22 protein-coding genes and 1 riboswitch are annotated in these 20506 nt (G+C 69.8%); of the genes, 12 read left to right on the forward strand and 10 right to left on the reverse strand.

Annotated features, from left to right (window positions below; genetic code table 11):
* From AC1M14_RS25395 to AC1M14_RS25415, 5 genes are all read left to right on the forward strand, one after another.
* On the forward strand, positions 1-762 hold the full coding sequence (locus tag AC1M14_RS25395; protein ID WP_209165854.1) for an IclR family transcriptional regulator: 762 nt from the start codon (positions 1-3) through the stop codon (positions 760-762).
* 251 nt (positions 763-1013) lie between these two features.
* Positions 1014-1463 carry a MaoC family dehydratase gene (locus AC1M14_RS25400; RefSeq protein ID WP_102775156.1) on the forward strand — a complete coding sequence of 150 codons (450 nt, stop codon included), beginning with the start codon at positions 1014-1016 and terminating at the stop codon, positions 1461-1463.
* Positions 1464-1473: 10 nt separating this feature from the next.
* Positions 1474-2328, forward strand: coding sequence for an HpcH/HpaI aldolase/citrate lyase family protein (locus AC1M14_RS25405; RefSeq protein WP_102775155.1), 855 nt, complete (start codon positions 1474-1476; stop codon positions 2326-2328).
* 2 nt (positions 2329-2330) lie between these two features.
* The gene (locus AC1M14_RS25410; protein ID WP_102775154.1) at positions 2331-3488 is read left to right on the forward strand and encodes a CaiB/BaiF CoA transferase family protein; all 1158 of its coding nucleotides are present in this window, start codon (positions 2331-2333) and stop codon (positions 3486-3488) included.
* A gap of 28 nt (positions 3489-3516) precedes the next feature.
* Positions 3517-4488: a Bug family tripartite tricarboxylate transporter substrate binding protein gene (locus AC1M14_RS25415; RefSeq protein WP_102775153.1), complete on the forward strand. Its 972-nt coding sequence runs from the start codon at positions 3517-3519 to the stop codon at positions 4486-4488.
* Positions 4489-4666: 178 nt separating this feature from the next.
* Here the strand turns inward: AC1M14_RS25415 and metF are convergent, their stop codons facing one another.
* The 9 genes from metF to AC1M14_RS25460 all read right to left on the reverse strand — a co-directional run bounded on the left by metF (position 4667) and on the right by AC1M14_RS25460 (position 13407).
* A complete protein-coding gene (metF, locus tag AC1M14_RS25420; protein WP_479730646.1) occupies positions 4667-5515 on the reverse strand; it encodes a methylenetetrahydrofolate reductase [NAD(P)H] in 849 nt (282 codons plus the stop codon).
* Between the two features lie 138 nt (positions 5516-5653).
* Positions 5654-5989 (reverse strand): phage holin family protein, encoded by a 336-nt coding sequence (locus AC1M14_RS25425; protein WP_006389784.1) that lies wholly within the window; start codon positions 5987-5989, stop codon positions 5654-5656.
* Positions 5990-6109: 120 nt separating this feature from the next.
* Positions 6110-7528: an adenosylhomocysteinase gene (gene ahcY, locus AC1M14_RS25430; protein WP_111826892.1), complete on the reverse strand. Its 1419-nt coding sequence runs from the start codon at positions 7526-7528 to the stop codon at positions 6110-6112.
* Positions 7529-7628: 100 nt separating this feature from the next.
* Positions 7629-7732, reverse strand: a riboswitch (S-adenosyl-L-homocysteine riboswitch).
* Positions 7733-7789: 57 nt separating this feature from the next.
* A complete protein-coding gene (locus AC1M14_RS25435; RefSeq protein ID WP_479730647.1) occupies positions 7790-8854 on the reverse strand; it encodes a glycosyltransferase family 4 protein in 1065 nt (354 codons plus the stop codon).
* Positions 8855-9117: 263 nt separating this feature from the next.
* Entirely contained in the window at positions 9118-9354 is a 237-nt protein-coding gene (locus AC1M14_RS25440; protein ID WP_062683348.1) for a DUF1289 domain-containing protein, read from the reverse strand.
* A 74-nt stretch (positions 9355-9428) separates the two neighbouring features.
* Positions 9429-10331, reverse strand: a complete 903-nt coding sequence (locus tag AC1M14_RS25445; protein WP_479730648.1) for an alpha/beta fold hydrolase — start codon at positions 10329-10331, stop codon at positions 9429-9431.
* Positions 10332-10340: 9 nt separating this feature from the next.
* Complete coding sequence (gene leuD, locus AC1M14_RS25450) at positions 10341-10991, reverse strand: 3-isopropylmalate dehydratase small subunit (protein ID WP_209165858.1); 651 nt, start codon at positions 10989-10991, stop codon at positions 10341-10343.
* Entirely contained in the window at positions 10992-12407 is a 1416-nt protein-coding gene (gene leuC / locus AC1M14_RS25455) for a 3-isopropylmalate dehydratase large subunit (protein ID WP_479731836.1), read from the reverse strand.
* A 16-nt stretch (positions 12408-12423) separates the two neighbouring features.
* Complete coding sequence (locus AC1M14_RS25460) at positions 12424-13407, reverse strand: tripartite tricarboxylate transporter substrate binding protein (protein WP_111826895.1); 984 nt, start codon at positions 13405-13407, stop codon at positions 12424-12426.
* Positions 13408-13532: 125 nt separating this feature from the next.
* Between AC1M14_RS25460 and AC1M14_RS25465 the strand changes: the two genes are divergently transcribed.
* Positions 13533-14456: a LysR family transcriptional regulator gene (locus AC1M14_RS25465; RefSeq protein ID WP_209165860.1), complete on the forward strand. Its 924-nt coding sequence runs from the start codon at positions 13533-13535 to the stop codon at positions 14454-14456.
* A gap of 22 nt (positions 14457-14478) precedes the next feature.
* Here AC1M14_RS25465 and AC1M14_RS25470 read toward each other — a convergent pair whose 3' ends face one another.
* Positions 14479-15375: a LysR substrate-binding domain-containing protein gene (locus AC1M14_RS25470; protein WP_479730649.1), complete on the reverse strand. Its 897-nt coding sequence runs from the start codon at positions 15373-15375 to the stop codon at positions 14479-14481.
* A gap of 140 nt (positions 15376-15515) precedes the next feature.
* Between AC1M14_RS25470 and AC1M14_RS25475 the strand changes: the two genes are divergently transcribed.
* Genes AC1M14_RS25475 through AC1M14_RS25500 form a run of 6 tightly spaced genes read left to right on the forward strand, consistent with a single transcriptional unit; the run spans position 15516 to position 20505 of the window.
* Positions 15516-15953 (forward strand): nuclear transport factor 2 family protein, encoded by a 438-nt coding sequence (locus AC1M14_RS25475; protein ID WP_102775145.1) that lies wholly within the window; start codon positions 15516-15518, stop codon positions 15951-15953.
* Positions 15954-16002: 49 nt separating this feature from the next.
* Positions 16003-17016 carry a Bug family tripartite tricarboxylate transporter substrate binding protein gene (locus tag AC1M14_RS25480; protein ID WP_479730650.1) on the forward strand — a complete coding sequence of 338 codons (1014 nt, stop codon included), beginning with the start codon at positions 16003-16005 and terminating at the stop codon, positions 17014-17016.
* A gap of 12 nt (positions 17017-17028) precedes the next feature.
* Positions 17029-17991, forward strand: coding sequence for a Bug family tripartite tricarboxylate transporter substrate binding protein (locus tag AC1M14_RS25485; RefSeq protein ID WP_479730651.1), 963 nt, complete (start codon positions 17029-17031; stop codon positions 17989-17991).
* Entirely contained in the window at positions 17991-18284 is a 294-nt protein-coding gene (locus tag AC1M14_RS25490) for a UxaA family hydrolase (RefSeq protein ID WP_479730652.1), read from the forward strand. The genes AC1M14_RS25485 and AC1M14_RS25490 overlap by 1 nt, the downstream gene beginning before the upstream one ends.
* Positions 18281-19471 (forward strand): UxaA family hydrolase, encoded by a 1191-nt coding sequence (locus AC1M14_RS25495; RefSeq protein WP_479730653.1) that lies wholly within the window; start codon positions 18281-18283, stop codon positions 19469-19471. The genes AC1M14_RS25490 and AC1M14_RS25495 overlap by 4 nt, the downstream gene beginning before the upstream one ends.
* Entirely contained in the window at positions 19468-20505 is a 1038-nt protein-coding gene (locus AC1M14_RS25500) for an Ldh family oxidoreductase (protein WP_479730654.1), read from the forward strand. The genes AC1M14_RS25495 and AC1M14_RS25500 overlap by 4 nt, the downstream gene beginning before the upstream one ends.
* The last annotated feature ends 1 nt before the right edge of the window (position 20506 follow it).

Raw genomic sequence — 20506 nt, forward strand, 5'->3', positions numbered from 1 at the left:
ATGAGTACGAACGACGTAAAAAGCGCCCGGCGGGTGCTGGACATCCTGCAGTTCTTCGCCGCCACCCAGGCGCCCGCCACCCTGTCGCAGATTTCGGCGGGGCTGGGCATACCCAAATCCAGCTGCCTGGCCCTGCTCGACACGCTGGAAGGCGATGGCTATGCGCACCAGACCGCGGGGCGCTATTACCTGACCCGGCGCTGGCTGAACGAAGCCAGCACGGTGGCCGAACATGACCAGCTGACCACGCGCATCCGGCCTACGCTGGAAGCGCTGCGCGACGAGCTGGGCGAGACGCTGATCCTGGCGCAGCGCGCCGGCGACCACGTGGTCTACCTGGACGTCGTCGAACCCGAACGCATCGTGCGGTTCACGGCCAAGGCCGGCCAGCGCAAGCCGCTGCACGCCTCGGCCTCCGGACGCGCCCTGCTGGGCGCCATGGCGCCCGCCGAGCGCGAGGCGCTGGCTGCGCGCCTGAGCCTGGACCGCTACACCAGCCAGACCGTCAAGACCCACAAGCAGCTGCTGCGCCTGATCGCGTCCGAGGCCGAGCGCGGCTGGCACGTGAACCTGGCGGAACACCAGGCCGACACGCTGTCGGTCGCCGCCCCCCTGGTGCTGTACGGCACGGTGCTGGCGCTGGTGGTGGGCGCGCCGCTGGACCGGTCGGCGGCCAAGGCCGACGCCATCGGCCAGACCCTGCTGGCCGCCAGCCGCCAGCTGGCCCAGCGCATCGACACCCCCGCCCCGCTCGCCCGGTAGGGCTCTTCCCCTGCCGCTGCCCGCGCCCGGTTCCCGGGCGCGGTTTCCCCCTTTCCTTCCCCGGATTCCCGCGGCCGCCCGCCAGGCCCGCGGCGACGCCATGCGGGTTTACGCCTAGGCCCGGGCGTTGCCGATACGCGTTCATGACTATAAACTTTTGTTCAAGAGTAAGAACGCCGCCGGAATCCCCTCTGTTGCGGCGACTCCGGAACCGGGCTGGCGCCCGGCGCTCTCCCCCAGAAGGAAGAAACATGGCTGGCCTCTATTACGAACAGTTTTCCGTCGGACAGGCTTTCGATCACGCCTGGACCCGCACCCTGACCGAGATGGACAACGTGCTGTTCAGCTCGCTGACGATGAACGTGCAGCCGCTGCACCTGGACGCGCATTTCGCCGCGAAGACCGAATTCGGCAAGCCGCTGGTCAACAGCCTGTTCACGCTGGGCCTGCTGATCGGCATGACGGTCAACGACACCACGCTGGGCACCACGGTGGCCAACCTCGGCATGACCGACGTGAATTTCCCCAAGCCGGTCTTCGCCGGCGACACGCTGCATGTGCGCACCCGCGTGCTCTCCATGCGCGAGAGCCGCTCGCGCCCGGACGCGGGCATCGTCGAGTTCGAGCACACCGCCCTGAACCACCGCGACGAAGTGGTCGCCACCTGCAAGCGCTCGGCCCTGATGCGCAAGCAGCCCTAGGAGGCTCGCCATGACCCGATCCCTGCTCTTCGTGCCCGGCGATTCCGCGCGCAAATTCGAGCATGCCGCCGCCAGCGCGGCCGACGCGCTGATCCTGGACCTGGAGGATTCCGTCGCGCCGGACCAGAAAGCCGAAGCCCGCGCCCAGGTGCGCGCCATGCTGGAACGCGGCGCGGCCGGCAAGTCCCTGTGGGTGCGGATCAACGCGCTGGACAGCGGCGCGGCGCTGGCCGACCTGGCGGCCGTGATGCCGGCCGCTCCCTGCGGCATCGTGCTGCCCAAGTGCCGCAGCCGCGAAGACATGCGCCAGCTTGCGCACTACCTGGACGCGTTCGAGGCGGCCGCGGGCGCCGCCGCCGGCGCCACCCGCATCCTGGCCATCGTCACCGAAACCGCGCAGTCGCTGTTCGGGCTGCACGATTACCGCGACGCCACCGCCCGCCTCTGGGGCCTGTCCTGGGGCGGGGAAGACCTGGCCGCCGACGTGGGCGCGCTGCGCAACCGCGATGCCGGCCGCTATACCGAACCGTTCCGGCTGGCGCGCTCGCTGTGCCTGATGGCCGCGGCCGCCGCCGGCGTGCGCGCCATCGACACGGTCTGCGTGGACCTGGACGCGCCTGACGTGCTGGCCGACGAGTCCCGCGAGGCTTTCCGCGACGGCTTCGTCGGCAAGATGGCGATCCATCCGCGCCACGTCGACGCCGTCAACGCCGCGCTGACGCCCGACGCGCAGCAGCTGCAATGGGCGCGGGCCGTGATCGACGCGTTCGCGCAGCATCCCGGCGCGGGCACGCTGCGGCTGGACGGCAAGATGATCGACCGGCCGCACCTGCGCCTGGCGCGCCGCCTGCTGGGGGAGGACTGAGCATGCCCGGACCGCTGCACGGCATACGCGTCATCGACATGACCAGCGTGGGCATGGGGCCCATGGCCACCCAGATGCTCGGCGACATGGGCGCGGACGTGATCAAGATCGAGTCCGCCGAAGGCGACGTGTTCCGCCACGTCACGCCGCAGCGCCATGCCGCCATGAGCCACACCCACCTCAACCTCAACCGCAACAAGCGCAGCGCGGTGATCGACGTCAAGACCGCCGAGGGCCGCGCGCAGCTGGACGCGCTGATCGGCGGGGCCGACGTGTTCATCTCCAACATGCGCGCGCCCGCCATGCGCCGCCTGGGCCTGGACTACGCGACGCTGGCGGCGCGCTTTCCCGAGCTGGTGTATTGCGCCTGCTACGGCTATTCGGAAGCCGGCCCGTACGCCGGACGCGCCGCCATCGACGACACCATCCAGGCGGCCTCGGGCATGGCCTGGCTGCAAGGCGGCGCGGGCGCCGGCGCGCCCTGCTACGTCAATTCGGTGGTCGCCGACAAGGTGGTGGCCCTGTACGTGGCCAACGCCGTGACCAGCGCGCTGCTGGCGCGCGAACGCGGCGCCGGCGGCCAGGCGGTCGAGGTGCCGATGTTCGAATGCATGGTGGCCTTCCTGGCGCCGGAACATCTGGCCGGCCTGACCTTCGTGCCGCCCGAGGGCCCGGCGGGCTACACGCGCCTGCTCAACGAATACCGCCGCCCGTTCCGCACGCGCGACGGCTACATGAGCGTCGTGCCCTACACCACCCCGCAATGGCAGCGCTTTTTCGACCTGACCGGCCATCCCGAGATGGCGCAGGACCCACGCTACCAGACCCTCAACAGCCGCAGCCGCCATTTCCCGGAGCTGTACCGCTACGTGGAGACGGTGCTGGCCGAACGCAGCACCGCGCAATGGACCGAACTGCTGGCCAGCGCCGACATCCCCTTCGCGCCGGTCAACGGCTTCGAGGAGCTGCTGGCCGACCCCCATCTCAAGGCCACCGGCTTCTGGCATGAATCGGAGCATCCCACAGAAGGACGCCTGATCCAGGCCGGCCTGCCCGTCAGGTTCAGCCGCACGCCGGGCGAGATCCGCCGGCATCCGCCGGGGCTGGGCGAACACACCGACGAGATCCTGGCGCTGGCGCGCGCCGGCCAAGCTCGCTGACCCGCACAAAGAAACAGAGGAGACAACCATGCACAACCCGATCCGAGCCGCCCTGGCGGCGGCCGCGCTCTGCGTGCCCGCGCTGGCCGCCGCCGGCGGCTACCCGCAGGCCGACAAGCCCATACGCTTCATCGTCGGTTTTCCGGCCGGCAGCACCATCGACAACGTCTCGCGCGTGGTGGTCGACGACATCCGCGCCCGCACCGGCGCGCAGATCGTCGTCGAGAACAAGCCGGGCGCCCTGGGCGTGCTGGGCGTGGACGCCGTGGCCCGGGCCGCGCCCGACGGCTACACCATGATGCCCAGCTCCAGCGCCACCAGTTCCTCGGGCCCCTACCTGTCCAAGGCGTTCCAGCGCTATGACGCGATCAAGGACTTCACCCAGGTGGGCCGGGTGGTCCGGTTCGACGTGGTGATCGTCACGCGCGCCAGCGGCTCGTACGGCGACGCGCGCCAGCTGGTGGCGGCGGCCAGGCAGAAGCCGCAGTCGGTGACCAGCGGCTACGGCTCGGGCACCGGCCAGGTGGTCGCGGCCGCCTTCAGCCGCGCCGCCGGCGCCGAGGTGCTGGGCGTGCCCTACAAGGGCCAGCCCGCCGCCGTGACCGACCTGCTGGGCGGGCGCATCGATTTCGTGGCGGCCGACCTGGGCGCGGTGCTGCCGCAGATCCGCGCGCAGAACCTGAACGCCGTGGCGCTGGTCTCCAGCAAGCGCTCGACGATTCTGCCCGCGGTGCCCACGGCCGGCGAGCTGGGCATGGGCAGCCTGGACCTGACCGGCTGGATCGGCGTGGCCGGCCCGGCCGGCCTGGCGCCCGAGGCGGCCAAGTGGTGGGCCGACCAGTTGAGCGCGACGATGCGCGATGCCGCCGTCCAGGAACGGCTGCGCGCGATGGGCATGGAGCCGGACCTGGCGGTCGGCGAGCCTTTGCAGCAATTCGTCCGGTCGCAGTATGAAGCCTGGGGCGAGCAGATCCGCCAGGCGGGGATTCAGCCGGAATAGGCGGCCCGGGGGGCCGATGGGCTACGCGCGTTCGATATTCGTGTTCTTGCCCAGGCGTTCTCGCGCTGCGCCCATCCTACGGTGGTGAGGCCGTAGGATGGGTGCAGCGCGCGATATTCGACACAAGAAATCAAGGCTCGAGCGCGCGGAACCCATCAGGCGCCCAAAGCCCCCGCCCTCATCCCTGCCGCGACAATTCCCGCCACACCGCCATCGGCGCTTCGGCGTGGTTCAGGGTGTAGAAATGCAGGCCCGGCGCGCCGTTGTCCAGCAGCGTCTGGCACAGCTCGGTCACCACGTCCACGCCGAAGGCGCGGATGGAGGCCTTGTCGTCGCCGAACTCCGCCAGGCGCAGGCGGATCCAGCGCGGCACTTCCGCGCCGCACATTTCCGAGAAGCGCAGCAGCTGCGTGTGGTTCGTGATGGGCATGATGCCCGGCACGATGGGCACGTCCACGCCCTTGGCCTGGGCCCGGTCGACGAAGTCGAAGTAGGCGTCGGCGTTGAAGAAGTACTGCGTGATGGCGGCATTGGCGCCGGCCCGCACCTTGCGCACGAAATGGTCCAGGTCGGCCGAGGGGTTGGCCGCCTGCGGATGCATTTCGGGATAGGCCGCCACTTCGATGTGGAACCAGTCGCCGGTCTCCTCGCGGATGAACGTCACCAGTTCGTTGGCGTAGCGCAGCTCGCCCGCATCGCCGCCCATGCCCGAGGGCAGGTCGCCGCGCAGGGCGACCACGCGCCGCACGCCTTCGCTCTTGTAGGCCTGGAGGATGTCCCGCAGGTCCTGGCGCGAGGCGCCGACGCACGACAGGTGCGGCGCCGCATCGCAGCCCAGGTTGCGCAGCGTGCGCACGGCGTCCGCCGTGCCCGCACGCGTGGAGCCGCCCGCGCCGAACGTCACGCTGACGTACTTGGGCTGGATGGCCAGCATCTGCTTGGCCGCGCGCACCAGCCGTTCTTGGCCGGCCAGGTCGCGCGGGGGGAAAAATTCCAGACTGAAAGCAGGAGAAATCGAATCGGACATATCAGCAGTTATCTATAAGCACTACGCGTCCCGCATGAACCGGGTGCGCCCCACTGGGATGCCGCGGAGCCGGCTTCGCCGGTCCGCCGGCATGCCCCCTTGAGGGGGAGCGCGCAGCGCTCGGGGGTGGGATCGACTCTAGGGGATCAGCTTGGTGAGCAGGCCCGAGATGATGCTGTACAGGATCGCACCGCCCACGGCCCACCAGAACCCGTTGACCTGGAAGCCCTTCAGCACGGAGCCGACGAACCAGAACAACAAGGCGTTGATGACGATGAGGAAGAGGCCCAGCGTGACGATCGTGATGGGCAGCGTCAGCAGCACCAGCACCGGCTTGACCAGCATGTTGACCAGGCCCAGCACCAGCGCGGCGATGAGTGCAGAACCGAAGCTGGCCACGGTGATGCCGGGCAGCAGATAGGCAACCGCCAGCAGGGCCACCGCGTTCAGGATCCAGACGAGTATCAATGCCATGTTCGACCTCCTGTGTTGGGTCCGCCGGCCTCGCGGCCGCAATGCGGTCGCGAGAGGGAGCTGCGGACCGGTAAGCCCGCGCCGACATGGCGCGGTACTTCCCCTATTTTGCTACAACCCTCAATAACGGTAGTGGTTGGGCTTGTACGGGCCTTCGACCGGCACGCTGATGTAGTCGGCCTGTTCCTGGCGCAGGGTGGTGAGCTTCACGCCCAGCTTCTTCAGGTGCAGGCGCGCGACCTTCTCGTCCAGGTGCTTGGGCAGCACGTAGACTTCGCCCGACTTGTAGGCCTCGTTGCGCGTGTACAGCTCGATCTGGGCGATCGTCTGGTTGGCGAACGACGAGGACATCACGAACGACGGGTGGCCGGTGGCGCAACCCAGGTTCACCAGGCGGCCCTGGGCCAGCAGGATGATGCGCTTGCCGTCCGGGAAGATGACGTGGTCGACCTGCGGCTTGATCTCTTCCCACTTGCAGTCGGCCAGGCTGGCGACGTCGATTTCGTTGTCGAAGTGGCCGATGTTGCACACGATGGCCTGGTCCTTCATGGCGTTCATGTGCTCGCGCGTGATGACGTGGTAGTTGCCCGTGGCGGTGACGAAGATGTCGCCGTGCGCGGCGGCCTCTTCCATGGTCACGACCTTGAAGCCTTCCATGGCGGCCTGCAAGGCGCAGATCGGGTCGATCTCGGTGACCCAGACCTGGGCGCGCAGCGCGGCCAGCGCCTGGGCGCAGCCCTTGCCCACGTCGCCGTAGCCGGCCACCACCGCGATCTTGCCCGCGACCATCACGTCGGTGGCGCGCTTGATGCCGTCGACCAGCGATTCGCGGCAGCCGTACAGGTTGTCGAACTTGGACTTGGTGACCGAGTCGTTGACGTTGATGGCGGCGAAGGCCAGTTCGCCCTTCTGCGACATCTGGTAGAGGCGGTGCACGCCGGTGGTGGTTTCCTCGGTCACGCCCTTGATCTGGGCCAGGCGCGTCGAATACCACTTGGGATCGCGTTGCAGCGTTTCCTTGATGGCGGCGAACAGGATGCGTTCTTCGTCGCTGCCCGGGTTGGCCAGCACCGAGATGTCCTTCTCGGCCTTGGTGCCCAGGTGCAGCATCAAGGTGGCGTCGCCGCCGTCGTCCAGGATCATGTTGGCGTGCTGGCCGTTGGGCCATTCGAAGATCTTGTGGGTGTACTGCCAGTACTCTTCCAGCGTCTCGCCCTTAACGGCGAAGACCGGCGTGCCCGAGGCCGCGATGGCGGCGGCGGCGTGGTCCTGCGTGGAGAAGATGTTGCACGAAGCCCAGCGCACTTCGGCGCCCAGGGCCACCAGCGTTTCGATCAGCACGCCGGTCTGGATGGTCATGTGCAGGCTGCCGGCGATGCGGGCGCCCTTGAGCGGCTGCTGGGCCGCGAATTCCTCGCGGATGGCCATCAGGCCGGGCATTTCGGTTTCGGCGATGGCCAGCTCGCGGCGGCCCCAGCCGGCCAGCGACAGGTCGGCGACGATGTAGTCGGAGAAGGATTTGTCAGTCACAGCGTTCATGGTGTGTAGGCTCCACGTGAAATACGAACGGCGCGCAAGATGGCCGGACAACGCGAATACACCACGACAGTCGAGTGCCCGCCTTTTCCGCCATATGCGACAAAGGTGAGCGCCGTTGCTGCAGCGCCGCGCCGAGGGCGCGCCGCTTGAACAAGGATTCCTGAGCCTGGCGACCGCTGGGTCGTCGCAACGCTCCTCAGGATTGCCGAGCATTGTACCCGGGAACCGTGCCGCGGGCAGCAGGCGCGGGGCCACGGGCGCTTATTGCTGCGCCGGCCGGCCAGCGTTCTCCGGCATGCTGAACAGGTGCGCGCCGCGGGCGGTGCCGTCCAGCGGCACCAGCGCGGCCAGCAGGTCCGAGGCCACCGCGTCCCAGCTGCGGGTCAGCGCGTGCTCGCGCACCGCGTGGCGGTCCAGCGACAGCGCCGCGCGGCAGGCGTGGCCGAGGTCCTCGTCGAGCACGCCGGTCACCCCCTGCGCCACCACCGCCAGCGGCGCCTCGCTGCGAAACGCGGCCACCGGCGTGCCGCAGGCCATGGCCTCCAGCATGACCAGGCCGAAGGTGTCGGTCAGGCTGGGAAACACGAACACGTCGGCGCCGCCATACAGCGCCGGCAGCGCGGGGTCCTGCTGCATGCCCATGAAGACCGCGCCGGGAAAGCGCTTTTTCAGGCGCGCCTCGTCCGGACCGGCGCCGACCACCACCTTGCTGCCCGGCAGGTCCAGCTCCAGGAAGGCGTCCAGATTCTTCTCGCGCGCCACGCGCCCCACGCTCAGGAACACGGGCCGGGGCAGGCCTTCGAACACCGCGCCGGCGCCAGGCCGGAACTTGCGCGGGTCCACCCCGCGCGACCAGATCCGCAGATTGGCCAGCCCCCGCCGCGCCAGCACGTCGCGCACCGTGGGCGTGGGCACCAGCACGCGCTGCGAGGGCCGGTGGAACCAGCGCAGGTAGCGCCACGGCAAGGCCGCCGGAATGCCCATGCGCGCCTGCAGATAGTCGGGGAACATGGTGTGGAAGGAGGTGGTGAAGCGCCAGCCCCGCGCCAGCGCCAGCCGGCGCGCCGCCAGGCCCAGCGGCCCTTCGGTGGCGATGTGCAGCGCGTCGGGCACGGTCTCGCCCAGGATGCGGCGCAGCTGCCGGCCGGGTTGCAGGCACAGGCGCAGGTCCGGCTCAGATGGCGCGGGCACCGTGCGGCTGCCCTGGGGATTCACCACGATCAGCTCGTGGCCCCATTCGCTCAGGATCTGCTGCATGGTCGTCCAGGTGCGGACGACGCCATTGACTTGCGGATGCCAGGCATCCGTGACCAGGACGATGCGCATGATGGAGCCGGTGGCGGGGGCCGGAAATGGATGACAAGCGCGATTTAGCCCGCTCCATGTGACACGCCCAAGACGGCCTGTGCGGCCGCGCAACGCCCGGCTAGTGTGCTGTCCCGTAGATGCGTCCGCACGACGAAATTTCTCCTCTTGGCGTCAGGGCTAGGCGCAAACCGCAGCGATACCCGTAGGTATCGCGAGGATTTGCAACGACGCCCTGGCGTCAAGGGGGGAATTTCGTGCGGGCGTATCTACGGGACAGCACACTAGTTGTTGCGGCGCGGATAGCCCTGCGCCTTGATGCGCACCCAGACCTCGCGTTTTTCTTCCTCGGTCATGAAGACCCAGTTGGCGACTTCCATGGCCGTGCGGCCGCAGCCGCGGCAGATTTCGTCGAACAGCGTGGAGCACACCGCCACGCAGGGCGAATCGGTGGCTTTGAAGGCGCGTTGCGCGTCTTCGGCGGCGGGCAGCTCGGAGAGGTCGACGGTGTAGCGATTCATGGGCCGAAGGTTAACATCCACGGTGCGTCCCTTTTTGGATGGCCCTACTCCGCGTCCAGGCTTGCCCCCGTGGGCTAAGGGGCCGGATCGCCGTCCCATCCGAAGAACGCCCGCACCTGCGCCATCAGCGCCTCGGGGCACTCCTCCGCCAGGTAGTGCGCCCCCGGCAGCGGGCCGCCCGACACGTCGTCGGCCACCGCGCGCCACAGGCCCAGCACGTCGAAATTCCTGCCTACCGCGCCGCGCTCGCCCCACAGCACCCGCAGCGGCTGGGTCAGGCGCTCGCCGGCCTTGCGGCCGGCGCGGTCATGCTCCAGGTCCAGGGTGGCCGAGGCCCGGTAGTCCTCGCAGATGCCGGTGGCCCAGCCCGGCAGCCGCGCGGCGCGCTCGTACTCGGCCATCGCCTCCTTGGAGAAATGCGCCAGCCCGCCGGGCCGCCCGCCCATGACCGAACGCAGGTAGAAAACGGGGTCGCGCTCGATCATGGTTTCCGGCAGCGGCGCCGGCTGGATCAGCCAGAACCAGTGGAAATAGGCCTGGGCGAAAGCGCGCGTCGTGCCTTCGTACATGTCCAGGGTCGGCGCGATGTCCAGCAGCATCATGCGCTGGAGCGCCGCGGCATGGTCCAGCGCCAGCCGGTGCGCCACGCGCGCGCCGCGATCGTGCGCCAGCACCTCGAAGCGCGCATGGCCCAGCGCCTGCATCAGCCCCGCCATGTCGGCCGCCATTGCGCGCTTGGAATGCGCGGCGTGGCCGGCGCTGGCGGGCGGCTTGTCGCTGTCGCCATAGCCGCGCAGGTCCGCCGCCACGCAGGTGCGGTGCCGCGTCAGCTCGGGCCACACGCGGTGCCAGATGGCATGGGTCTGCGGATGGCCGTGAAGCAGCAGCAGCGGCGGCCCCGAGCCGTCGATGCGCGCGGCGATGCGCACGCCGTCGACGGCGATGCGGCGGATGGGTAGGTCGAAGAAATCGGTCATGGGTCTGCCTCAGTCTGCGCGGCCGGCGTCCAGGCGGTCGCGCACCCGGCGCGCCACGTCTTTCATCCATGGATGGCGCGCCCAATGTCCGGCCTCGAAACGCTGCACTTCGTCCAGCCGCTGCAGCGACGCGCCCACCATGTCCAGGCCCTGAGCGTACATCCGGCGATGGCGTTCGGGCAGCGTGAAACCGGCGGTCCAGCCGTCGGCGGCGCTGACACGGCCGGCCGCCACGTCGATGCTCACGCGGTTGGCGGCCGTATCGGATACCCGGGCAAGCAGCGCATCGACCTCGGCTGGCGCCAGGCTGACCAGCAGCAAGCCGTTGTTGACCGCGTTGAAGTAGAAAATTTCGCCGAAGCTGGGCGCAATCACCGCGCGGATGCCGAACTGCTGCAGGCCCCACACGGCATGCTCGCGGCTGGAGCCGCAGCCGAAGTTCGGCCCCGCCACCAGAATGCGCGCGCCGGCGTAGGCCGGCTGGTTCAGCACGAAACCGGGCCGCGGCGCGCCGTCGGCGTCGAAGCGCAGGTCATACAGCAGCCCCCGCTCCAGGCCCGACTTGTCGATAATGCGCAGGAACTGCTTGGGCATGATCTGGTCGGTGTCCAGATTGGAAAAAGGCAGGGGCGCGGCCACGCCTTCGATCATCGGGTTCATTCATTTCTCCCATTCGCGCACGTCGACGATGCGGCCGGCCAGCGCGGCGGCGGCGGCCATGGCCGGACTCATCAGGTGGGTGCGCCCCGCCCGGCCCTGCCTGCCTTCGAAATTCCGGTTGGTGGTGGAGGCGCAGCGCTCGCCCGGGCTCAGCACGTCGTCGTTCATGGCCAGGCACATGGAGCAGCCCGGCTGGCGCCACTCGAAGCCCGCCTCGATCAATTGCGCGGCCACGCCCTCGGCCTCGGCCTGGGCGCGCACCGCACCCGAGCCCGGCACCACCATGGCCCGCACGCCGGCCGCGACCTTGCGCCCGCGCACCACGCTGGCCGCGGCGCGCAGATCCTCGATGCGGCCGTTGGTGCAGGAGCCGATGAACACCCGGTCTATCGGCAGGCCCGCGATGGGCGCGCCCGGCGTCAGGCCGATGTAGTCCATGGCCTTCTCCAGCGCCAGGCGGGCGAGCGCGTCGGGCTCGGCTTGCGGGTCGGGCACGACGCCATCGATCGGCACGGCCTGGTCCGGGCTGGTGCCCCAGGTGACGAAGGGCGCGATGGTTGCGGCGTCCAGCACGTACTCCACGTCGAAGACGGCGTCGGCGTCCGATCGCAATCCGGCCCAGCTGGCGCGCGCCTGCGCCAGGACGTCGCCCCGCAACTGCGGCGCGTGCGCGGCGACATAGGCGTCGGTGGTGGCGTCCGGCGCGATCAGCGCGGCGCGCGCGCCGGCCTCGACCGTCATGTTGCACAGGGTCATGCGGGCCTCGGCCGACAGCGCGTCTATCGCCTCGCCGCAGAACTCCACGGCATGGCCGCGCGCGCCCTGCGCGCCGATGCGATGCACCACGCAGATGACCAGGTCCTTGGCCGTGACGCCGCGGCCCAGCGTGCCGTCGATGCGGATGCGCATGTTACGCGCCACTCGGTACACCAGGGTCTGCGTGGCCAGGATGTGCTCGACTTCCGAGGTTCCGATGCCGAAGCCCAGCGCGCCCAGCGCGCCGTAGGTGGTGGTGTGGCTGTCGCCGCACAGCACCACCATGCCCGGCAGCACCATGCCGTGCTCGGGCGCGATCACGTGCTCGATGCCCTGCAGCGGATCGGTGGTGTCGAACAGCGCGATCTGCTGCGCATCGCAATTGCGCTTGAGGTTGCCCGCCTGGCGCGAGGACGCCTCGTCGGCGATGACGCGCAGCGCCGGCGCGACCGGATGGGTGGGGATGACGTGGTCCACCACCGCCATCTGCTGCCCGGGGCGCAGCACCGCGCGCCCGCGCGCGGCCAGGCCGCTGAAGGCCTGCGGGCTGGTGTATTCGTTCATGATGTGCAGATCGACGTACAGCAGCACGTGCTCGTCGTCGATCCGGGCCACCTCATGGCTGGCCACCAGTTTGTCGTACAGCGTCATGCCGGGCATGTCTTGCATCCTTGAATCAGTTGGCCTTGATGCCGGCTTGCTTGACGATGCCGGCCCAGCGCGTCATTTCTTCGTCCACCATCGCGTCCGTCCTGGCGGGCGTGGAGATCAGCGGATCGAAGCCTTCCTTGCCCATGCGCTGCGCCAGCTCGGGCGAACGCAGCGCCTGCTCCAGCTTGGCGTTGAGCGTGTCTATCACCGCCTGCGGCGTATTGGCGGGCGCGCTGATGACGAACCAGGTATTGAATTCGTAGCCGGGCAGGCCCGATTCCGCGATGGTGGGCACGTCCGGCAACAGCGGCGAGCGCCGCGTGCCGGTCACGCCCAGCGCGCGCAGCTTCTTGCCGTCGACTTGCGGCTTGGCCGCGGACAGCACCGGGAAACTCATCTGCACCTGGCCGCTGATGGTGTCGAGCATGGCCGGACCGCCGCCCTTGTACGGCACGTGCAGGATCTGCGTCTGCGAGACGGACTTGAACAGTTCCGCGGCCATGTGGAAGGTGCTGCCGGTGCCCGCGGAACCGAAGCTCAGGTCGTTGGCCGGCCGGGCGCGCACGTAGGACAGCAGCTCGCCGACGTTGGCCACCGGCAGGCCGTTGGTCACCGTCAGCACGTGCTGGGAGGTTCCCACCGTGCCCACCGAGCGCAGGTCTTTCTTCGTGTCGAACGGCATGCTCTGGAACAGCGCCGGGTTGATGGCCAGCGACATGGTGTTGATCGCCAGCGTGTAGCCGTCGGGCTGGGCCCGCGCCACGGCGGCCATGCCGATATTGCCGGAAGCGCCGGCGCGGTTTTCCACCACCACGCTCTGCCCCAGCGCGCGGCCCCAGGCGTCGGAGATCAGGCGGGCGGCGATGTCCACGCTGCCGCCCGGCGCGAACGGCACGATGAGCGTGACGGCGCGTTCGGGAAACGCGCCGGCGGCGGCCGCCGCCTGGGTCCAACAGGATGCGACGGCAAGGGCCGCGCACAAGGCGCCGGCCGCGGTGTTGATCTTCATTCCTGGTCTCCTCGTGTGGCCGCGATAGGCGGCTCTGTATGGCGAGTCCAGTGTATAGGCCTGTTGGATTCTTATAATTAATAATCCGAATAAAGCTTTATTAAATATGATTTATAAATAAGCCCATGGACGCCCTATCGGACCTCGCTTTTTTCTCGCTGGTGGTCAAGCACGGCAACCTGTCCGCGGCCGCGCGCGAACTGGGCCTGACGCCGCCGGCGGTCAGCACGCGGCTGGCCAAGCTGGAACAGCGCCTGGGCGTGCGGCTGCTGAACCGCACCACGCGCCGCGTCAGCGTCACCCAGGAAGGCGAGCTGTACCTGGCCGAGGGCGGACGCATCCTGGCCGACCTCGAAGCCCTGGAACGCTCGGTGTCCAGCGCCCGCGCGCAGCCCCAGGGCCTGCTGCGGCTGAACGCCACCTTCGGCTTCGGACGCGCCCATATCGTGCCGGCCGTGTCCGACTTCGCGCGCCAGTACCCCGAGGTGGAAGTGCAGATGCGCCTGACCGACAGGCCGCTGAACCTGATCGAGGAAGGCTTCGACGTGGCGGTGCGTTTCGGCGACCTGCCGGACGCGCGCCTGACCGCGCGCAAGATCGCCTCGAACCGGCGCCTGCTCTGCGCCTCGCCGCGCTATCTGGAGACCTATGGCGAACCGCGCGCCCCGGGCGACCTGCAGCGCCACCGCTGCATCGTGGTGCGCGAAAACGACGTGGCCTACGGCACCTGGCGGCTGGAATCGGGCCTGCGCGCGGAGACCGTCAAGGTGCGCGGCCCGGTCAGCTCCAACGACGGCCAGAGCGCCCTGGAATGGGCGCTGGACGGGCACGGCATCGTGATGCGCTCCGAGTGGGAGACGGCCGCGCACCTGCGCGCCGGCCGCCTGCGCGTGGTGCTGCCCGACTGGCGCACGCCGCCGGCCGACATCCACGCCTTGTATCCGGAACGCCTGAACCTGCCGGCCAAGACCCTGGCCTTCGTCGAATTCCTGGCGCAGCGCTTCGCCCGCCACCTGCGGGCGCCGGGCTCGGACGGCGCGGTGTGGTGACGCCGCCCCCGGTCCACGCCCGTCACCCTTCGGGCAGCCCTGCCCCGGCTGCGCAGGCCTCCAGCAGCCAGTCGCGGAACGCCCGGCATTTGCGCGGCAGCTCGGCGCGCGGATACACCAGGTACCAGCTCTTGTTGCTGGCGATGCGGCGCTCGAACGGGATCAGCAGTTCCTTGCGCCGCAGTATCGCGGCCGCGAACGAGGGCCGGCCCAGCACCACGCCCAGGCCGGCGATCGCGGCCTCGACCGCCACCACGTAGGAATCGAACTGGTGCCCCTTGGCGAGCAACGCGGGATCGGGCTGGCGCTCGCCGTCTTGCCGCGTCTCGCGGAACCAGCGCGGCCAGTCCTCCGGCGAGGTGGTGATGTGCAGCAGGGGAAAGCGCAGCAGTTCATCGGGCTGGCGCAGCGCGCCGCGGCGGTACAGCTGCGGCGACAGCATCGGCACCATGTCGGGGCTGACCAGCGGCTCGAAGCAGAACTGCGGATCGTGCTCGTAGGCGCGGATGGCCAGATCGCAGGTGTCGTAGAGGTCGGTCAGCGCATGGGTCACGGACAGCAGCCTGATCTGGATTCCGGGATGGCGCCGCGTGAAATCGGGCAGCCGGGGAATCAGCCAGCGCATCGCGAAATTGGGCAGCACGCTCAGGGTCAGCGTGGCGGCCGCCTCGGCGCCGGTCACGTCCTCGGTCGCGGTCTGGATCAGGTCGAAGGCGCTCTTGAGCGAAGGCGCCAGGGTCTCGCCGCGCTCGGTCAGCTCCAGCCCCGCGCGCGAGCGGCGGAACACCGCGAAGCCCAGCCATTCCTCCAGGCTCTTGATCTGCTGGCTGACGGCCGCAGGGGTGACGTGCAGGTCCTGCGCAGCCTGGGCGAAGCTGCGCAGGCGGGCGGCGGCCTCGAACGCCTGCAGTGCTTTCAAGGGAGGAAGTTTGCGGCTCATCGTCGGGCGCAGATCAAGCAATTCGATTGGTCACATTAGAAATTCTAACGATCAATGGCGACAAGTTTAGAAAAAACGCGGCAAAAATAAGGCCAGCGCCAAAGGAGACGCCCCGCACCATGAATCCGCAATCGATCACACCGCAGGACCACGTGGCCTGCGTGGCCGCCATTCAACGCTTCGCGATGCTGGTGGACGCCGCTAGGTATGAAGAGGCCGCGCAGCTGTTCGCCGTCGATGGCGTGCTGCAGCGCCCCAATGAGCGCATCGAAGGCCGCCAGGCGCTGCTCTCGTCCTTCAAGACGCGCCCGGTCCAGCGCCTGACGCGCCACGTCATCAGCAACGTGCTGCTGGAGCCCGCCGGCCCCGGCCGGATCGCGGCCTTCAGCTATGTCTCCGTCTACCGGCACCTGGGCCAGGAGCCGGTGCCGCCGGCGCTGCCGGTATCCGCGCGGCCGCCGGAAACCATCGCGGAGTACCGCGACCAGCTATGCCTGGAGAACGGGCAATGGCTGCTGCGCCACCGCACAGTGCGCCCGGTATTCGACACACTATAGGCAGATGACGAGCGTGCGCGGCGCATAGACCGATAACACTGGAGACAACATGCACCGAATCAAGCCCAGCGGCGCCGGCCGCGCGGCATGGATGCGGCGCGCCGCGGCGGCCATGCTGTGCGCCGCCGTCGCGCTGCCCGCGGCGATGGCTCAACAGCGCCCCTGGCCAGGGCAGCCGCTGCGCGTGGTGGTGCCTTATCCGCCGGCCGGCGCGGCCGACGTGGCCACACGCATCACCGCGCAACGCCTGGCCGCGCGCCTGGGGCAGTCCGTGGTGGTGGAAAACCATCCGGGCGCCGTCGGCACCATCGGCGCCAATTTCGTCGCCCGGGCCGCGCCCGACGGCTACACCCTGCTGGCGGCCACCAACCCGGAACTCACGATCGTGCGCCATCTGCGGCCCTCGCTGCCGTACGACCCGGACGCCGATCTCGTCCCCTTGCTGCGCACGGCGACCGCCCCCATCGTGCTGGTCGTGCGCGAACAGGGCGCGCAAAGCGCCAGCCTGCGGCAATTGCTGGACGCGGCCGAACAGGCCCCGGACACGCTCTCGTACGCCACACCGGGGATAGGAACACCCATGCACCTGATGATGGACAGCATCTTCACGGCCTCCGGCGTGCGCGTGCACCACATTCCCTACAACGGCGGCGCCCGGGCCATGTCCGACCTGATGGGCGGACAGATAGACATGCTGGCCATCACCTTGTCGACGGTGATCGGCCAAATCCAGACGGGACGCCTGCGCGCGCTGGCGGTATTGCAGGACGAGCGCAGCCCGCTGGTGCCCGACGTGCCCACGGTGCAGGAAGCCGGCGGGGTCCAGGTTCCTCATCTGCCATCGGTATGGTTCGGCTGGTTCGCGCCGGCGCATACGCCCGCGGCAGTGCGCGCCAGGCTGGCGGCGGAACTGGAGCAGGTCGTGCAGGAAGCGGAAGTCGGGCAGGCGCTGCAACGCGCGGGGCTGGAGGCGCGGCCCCTGGCGCCGCAGCCGTTCGCGGAGGAACTACGCCGCGAATCCCGCTTTTTTTCCAGCGCGGCCCAGCCATACGCCGAGCGCTGAAAGGAGAACACCATGTCTGAAACGCACAAGCGGCGGCACGCGGTCCTGGCGGCGCTGGGCGCGGCGCTGCTGGCCGGCTCCGTGCAGGCCCAGGACCCGGCCATCCGCATCGTCGTCTCGCTGCCGGCCGGCGGCGGCGTGGACGCGGTGGCGCGCTATCTGGGCCAGCAGCTGGGCACGGAGCTGCAACGCACCGTAGTGGTGGAAAACCGCCCGGGCGGCAGCGGCACCATCGCCGCCCGCACGGTCATGAACGCGCCCGCCGGCCAGACCACCCTGCTGGCCGGCGGCAACCAGGAAATCACGATCGCGCCACACCTGCTGAAAGGCCCCGGCTACCGGCCGCTGCAAACCCTGACGCCGGTGCTGCAGGTCGGCGTGGTGCCGTCGGTGGTGGTGGCCAAGGCGGGCGCCGACGCCAGCCCGGCCGTCCTGCTGCAGGGCCTGAAAAAACGGCAAGACCTGTCCATCGGCATCCCCGGCCGCGCAACGCCCATGCACGTCGCGCTGGAAGACGTGGCGCACCAGATCGGCGGGCAGTTCCTGGCCGTGCCGTACAAGGGCGCGCCGGACGTGCTGGCCGGCGTGATGTCGGACTCCACGCAATACGGCGCGGTCGGCTATTCGGCGGCCAAGCCCCTGCTCGACGCGGGCAGCCTGGTCCCCGTGGCGGTGCTGGCGCAACAGCGGTCCGCGCTGCTGCCGCAGGTGCCGGCGATCGGCGAGCAGGACCTCAAGCAGCAGGACCTGCCGCAGGTCTGGTATGGCTTCTTCATGCCGGGCAAGGCGGACCGCGACGAAGTGGACCGGATCTCCGCCGCATTCGGACGGCTGCTGGGCCGGGAACCGGTGCGAGCCCGGCTGCAGGCGCTGGGCGTGCAGGTCACGGGGCTGCAGCAGGCCGCGTTCTCGCAGGCGCTCCAGGCCGAATCCGCTTACTACCGCAACGCCATTCTTCGCTACAAGGTTCAATGATGAAAGCCAATCTCGCCCTGTTGATCGACCCCGGCGACCACGTCGCCACGGCCTTCGCGGCGCTGGCCGCCGGCGACGCCATCGCGGTGCAGGCCGGCCCCGCCGCCTACCGGATTACCCTGCGCGACGCCATCCCGTCGGGGCACAAGTTCGCCGTCACCGACATCGCCGCGGGCGGCGAAGTGCGCAAATACGGCGCTTGCATCGGGCGCGCCCTGTGCGCCATTCCCGCGGGCGCGCACATCCATCTGCACAATCTGGAAAGCCTGCGCGGCAGGGGGGACCGTTCATGACCGCAACCATCTGGGGATATCCGCGCGGCGACGGCAGCTTCGGCATCCGCAACCATGTCGCCGTCATCGCGGCGATGGACAACGTCAATCCGGTGGCGCGCCGGATCTGCGAATCGGTCAAGGGCACAGTGCCGGTCTGCGTGGCCTACGGGCGCGGCCAGTTCGGCGAAGATCTGGCGCGGCACGATCGCGTGCTGCTGAACTACGCCACCCATCCCAATGTGGCCGCCGTGCTCATCGTGGGCCTGGAACCGGTAACGTCGCAGCGGCTGGCCGACGCGGTGGCGGCCGCCGGCCGCCCGGTGCGGGTGCTGGACGTGCAAAGCGCCGGCGGCACCGTCGAGGCGGTCGCCCAGGGGATACGCGCCGCCGCCGCGCTGGTGGTCGCAAGCTCGGACATCGAGCGCGCGCCCATGCCGCTGAGCGAACTGGTGATCGGCGTCGAATGCGGCGCCTCGGACGCCACCTCGGGCCTGACCGCCAACGCCACCACCGGGCTGGTGGCGGACTGGCTGGTGCAGGCCGGCGGGGTCGTGATGCTGTCGGAGACCGATGAAATCGTCGGCGCCGAGGCCAGCCTCGCGGCGCGCGCCGCCAACCCGGAAGTGGCCGCGCGGCTGCTGGCCGCGGTGGCGCGCCTGGAGGCCTTGTCCGCGTTCCAGGGGCTACAGCTGTGGCCGCTGGGCGAAGACAATATCGCCGGCGGCCTGACCACGGTCGAGGAAAAGTCGCTGGGCGCGGTGCGCAAGGGCGGCACCTCGCCGTTGCAGGAGGTGGTCGGCTATGGCGAGAAACCCGGCCGCAAGGGACTGGTGTTCATGGATGCGCCGGCGCCGGGCGTCGAGAACATCGCCGCGCTGGCCGCCGGCGGCGCGCACCTGATCCTGTTCAATACCGGGGTGGGCAATCCGGTGGGCCATCCGCTGTCGCCCACCGTCAAGATCACCGGCAACCCGGCCACCGCGCAGCGCTTTGCCGACAATATCGACGTGGACGTCAGCGGCATCCTGACGGACGGGCAGACGCTGGAGCAGGCCGCCGCCGCGCTGCGCGAGGCCATGCTGCGCGTGGCCGCGGGCCGCATGACGCAAAGCGAAGTGCTGGGCGACACGGAGATCTCCATCTCGCGCATCGAACTGGGCTTCATGCGCCACTTGCGCGAACACGCGCCGGAGCTGCAGCCATGAGCGCCCGCATCGTTGCCGCGTCCCTGATGACCGGCTGGGTCGAAGCCGTGCTGCGGCGCGCCGGCGTCGGCGCCGCGCATGCGGCGCTGGCCGCCGGCGCCATGGTGCGCACCGAGCTGCGCGGCGTCGCCACCCACGGCCTGACGCGCCTGGCCTCCTATCTGGAAAAGCTGCAATCCGGCGAAGTGAATCCCACGCCCCGCATCCGCGTGCAGCGCAGCCCCGGCATCTGCACCGTGGACGCCGACGGCGCCCTGGGCCAGGTGGCCGCCCTGACCGCCATCGAGGAAGGCCTGGCGATGCTGGAGACCGAGGTCTCCGTCATATGCCGCATCCGCGATTGCGGGCACCTGGGCGCGCTGGGGCTTTACGCCCTGCTGGCGGCCGAGCGCGGCCACATCGCGCTGGTGGTCCAGCGCACGCCGCCGCTCATGGCCCTGCCGGGCTATGCGGGGCGCGCGGTCGGCAACAATCCGATCGCCTTCGGCTGCCCGGTCCCGGACGGGCCGCCGCTGGTGTTCGACATGGCGTGCAGCGTGGCCGCGCGCGGCCATATCCTGCTGGCCGCGCGCGAAGGCCGCGGGATTCCGCCCGGCTGGGCGCTGGACGGCGCAGGCCGCCCCACCACCGACGCCGAGGCCGCGCTGGAAGGCTCGCTGCTGCCGATGGCCGACCACAAGGGCATGGGACTGGCCATCATGGCCGAATGCCTGGCCGGCGCGCTGGCCGGCGGCGAACCCGAGTCGCGCCAGAAAGTGCAGCACGCACCGCGCAGCGGCGCCGCCGGCGCGCAAAGCACCCTGATCTGGCTGGTGAATCCGCAGCGCGCCGGTTCGTCTACCTTTGCCGACTACATGCGTGAATGGGCCGCGGGCTTTCAGCAGCGCGGCGGCGCGCAGGCCCGCCTACCGGGCGCCCGCGCCGCGGCCTGTGAGCAGGCCGCGCTTGCCGACGGCCTGCGCATTCCCGAAGCCGTGGCGCGCGAGCTGGAAAGCGTCGCCCGCGGCCTGGACCTGCCGCCGCCGTGGCATTGAG

It is taken from the genome of Achromobacter sp. SX5, from assembly GCF_056711425.1.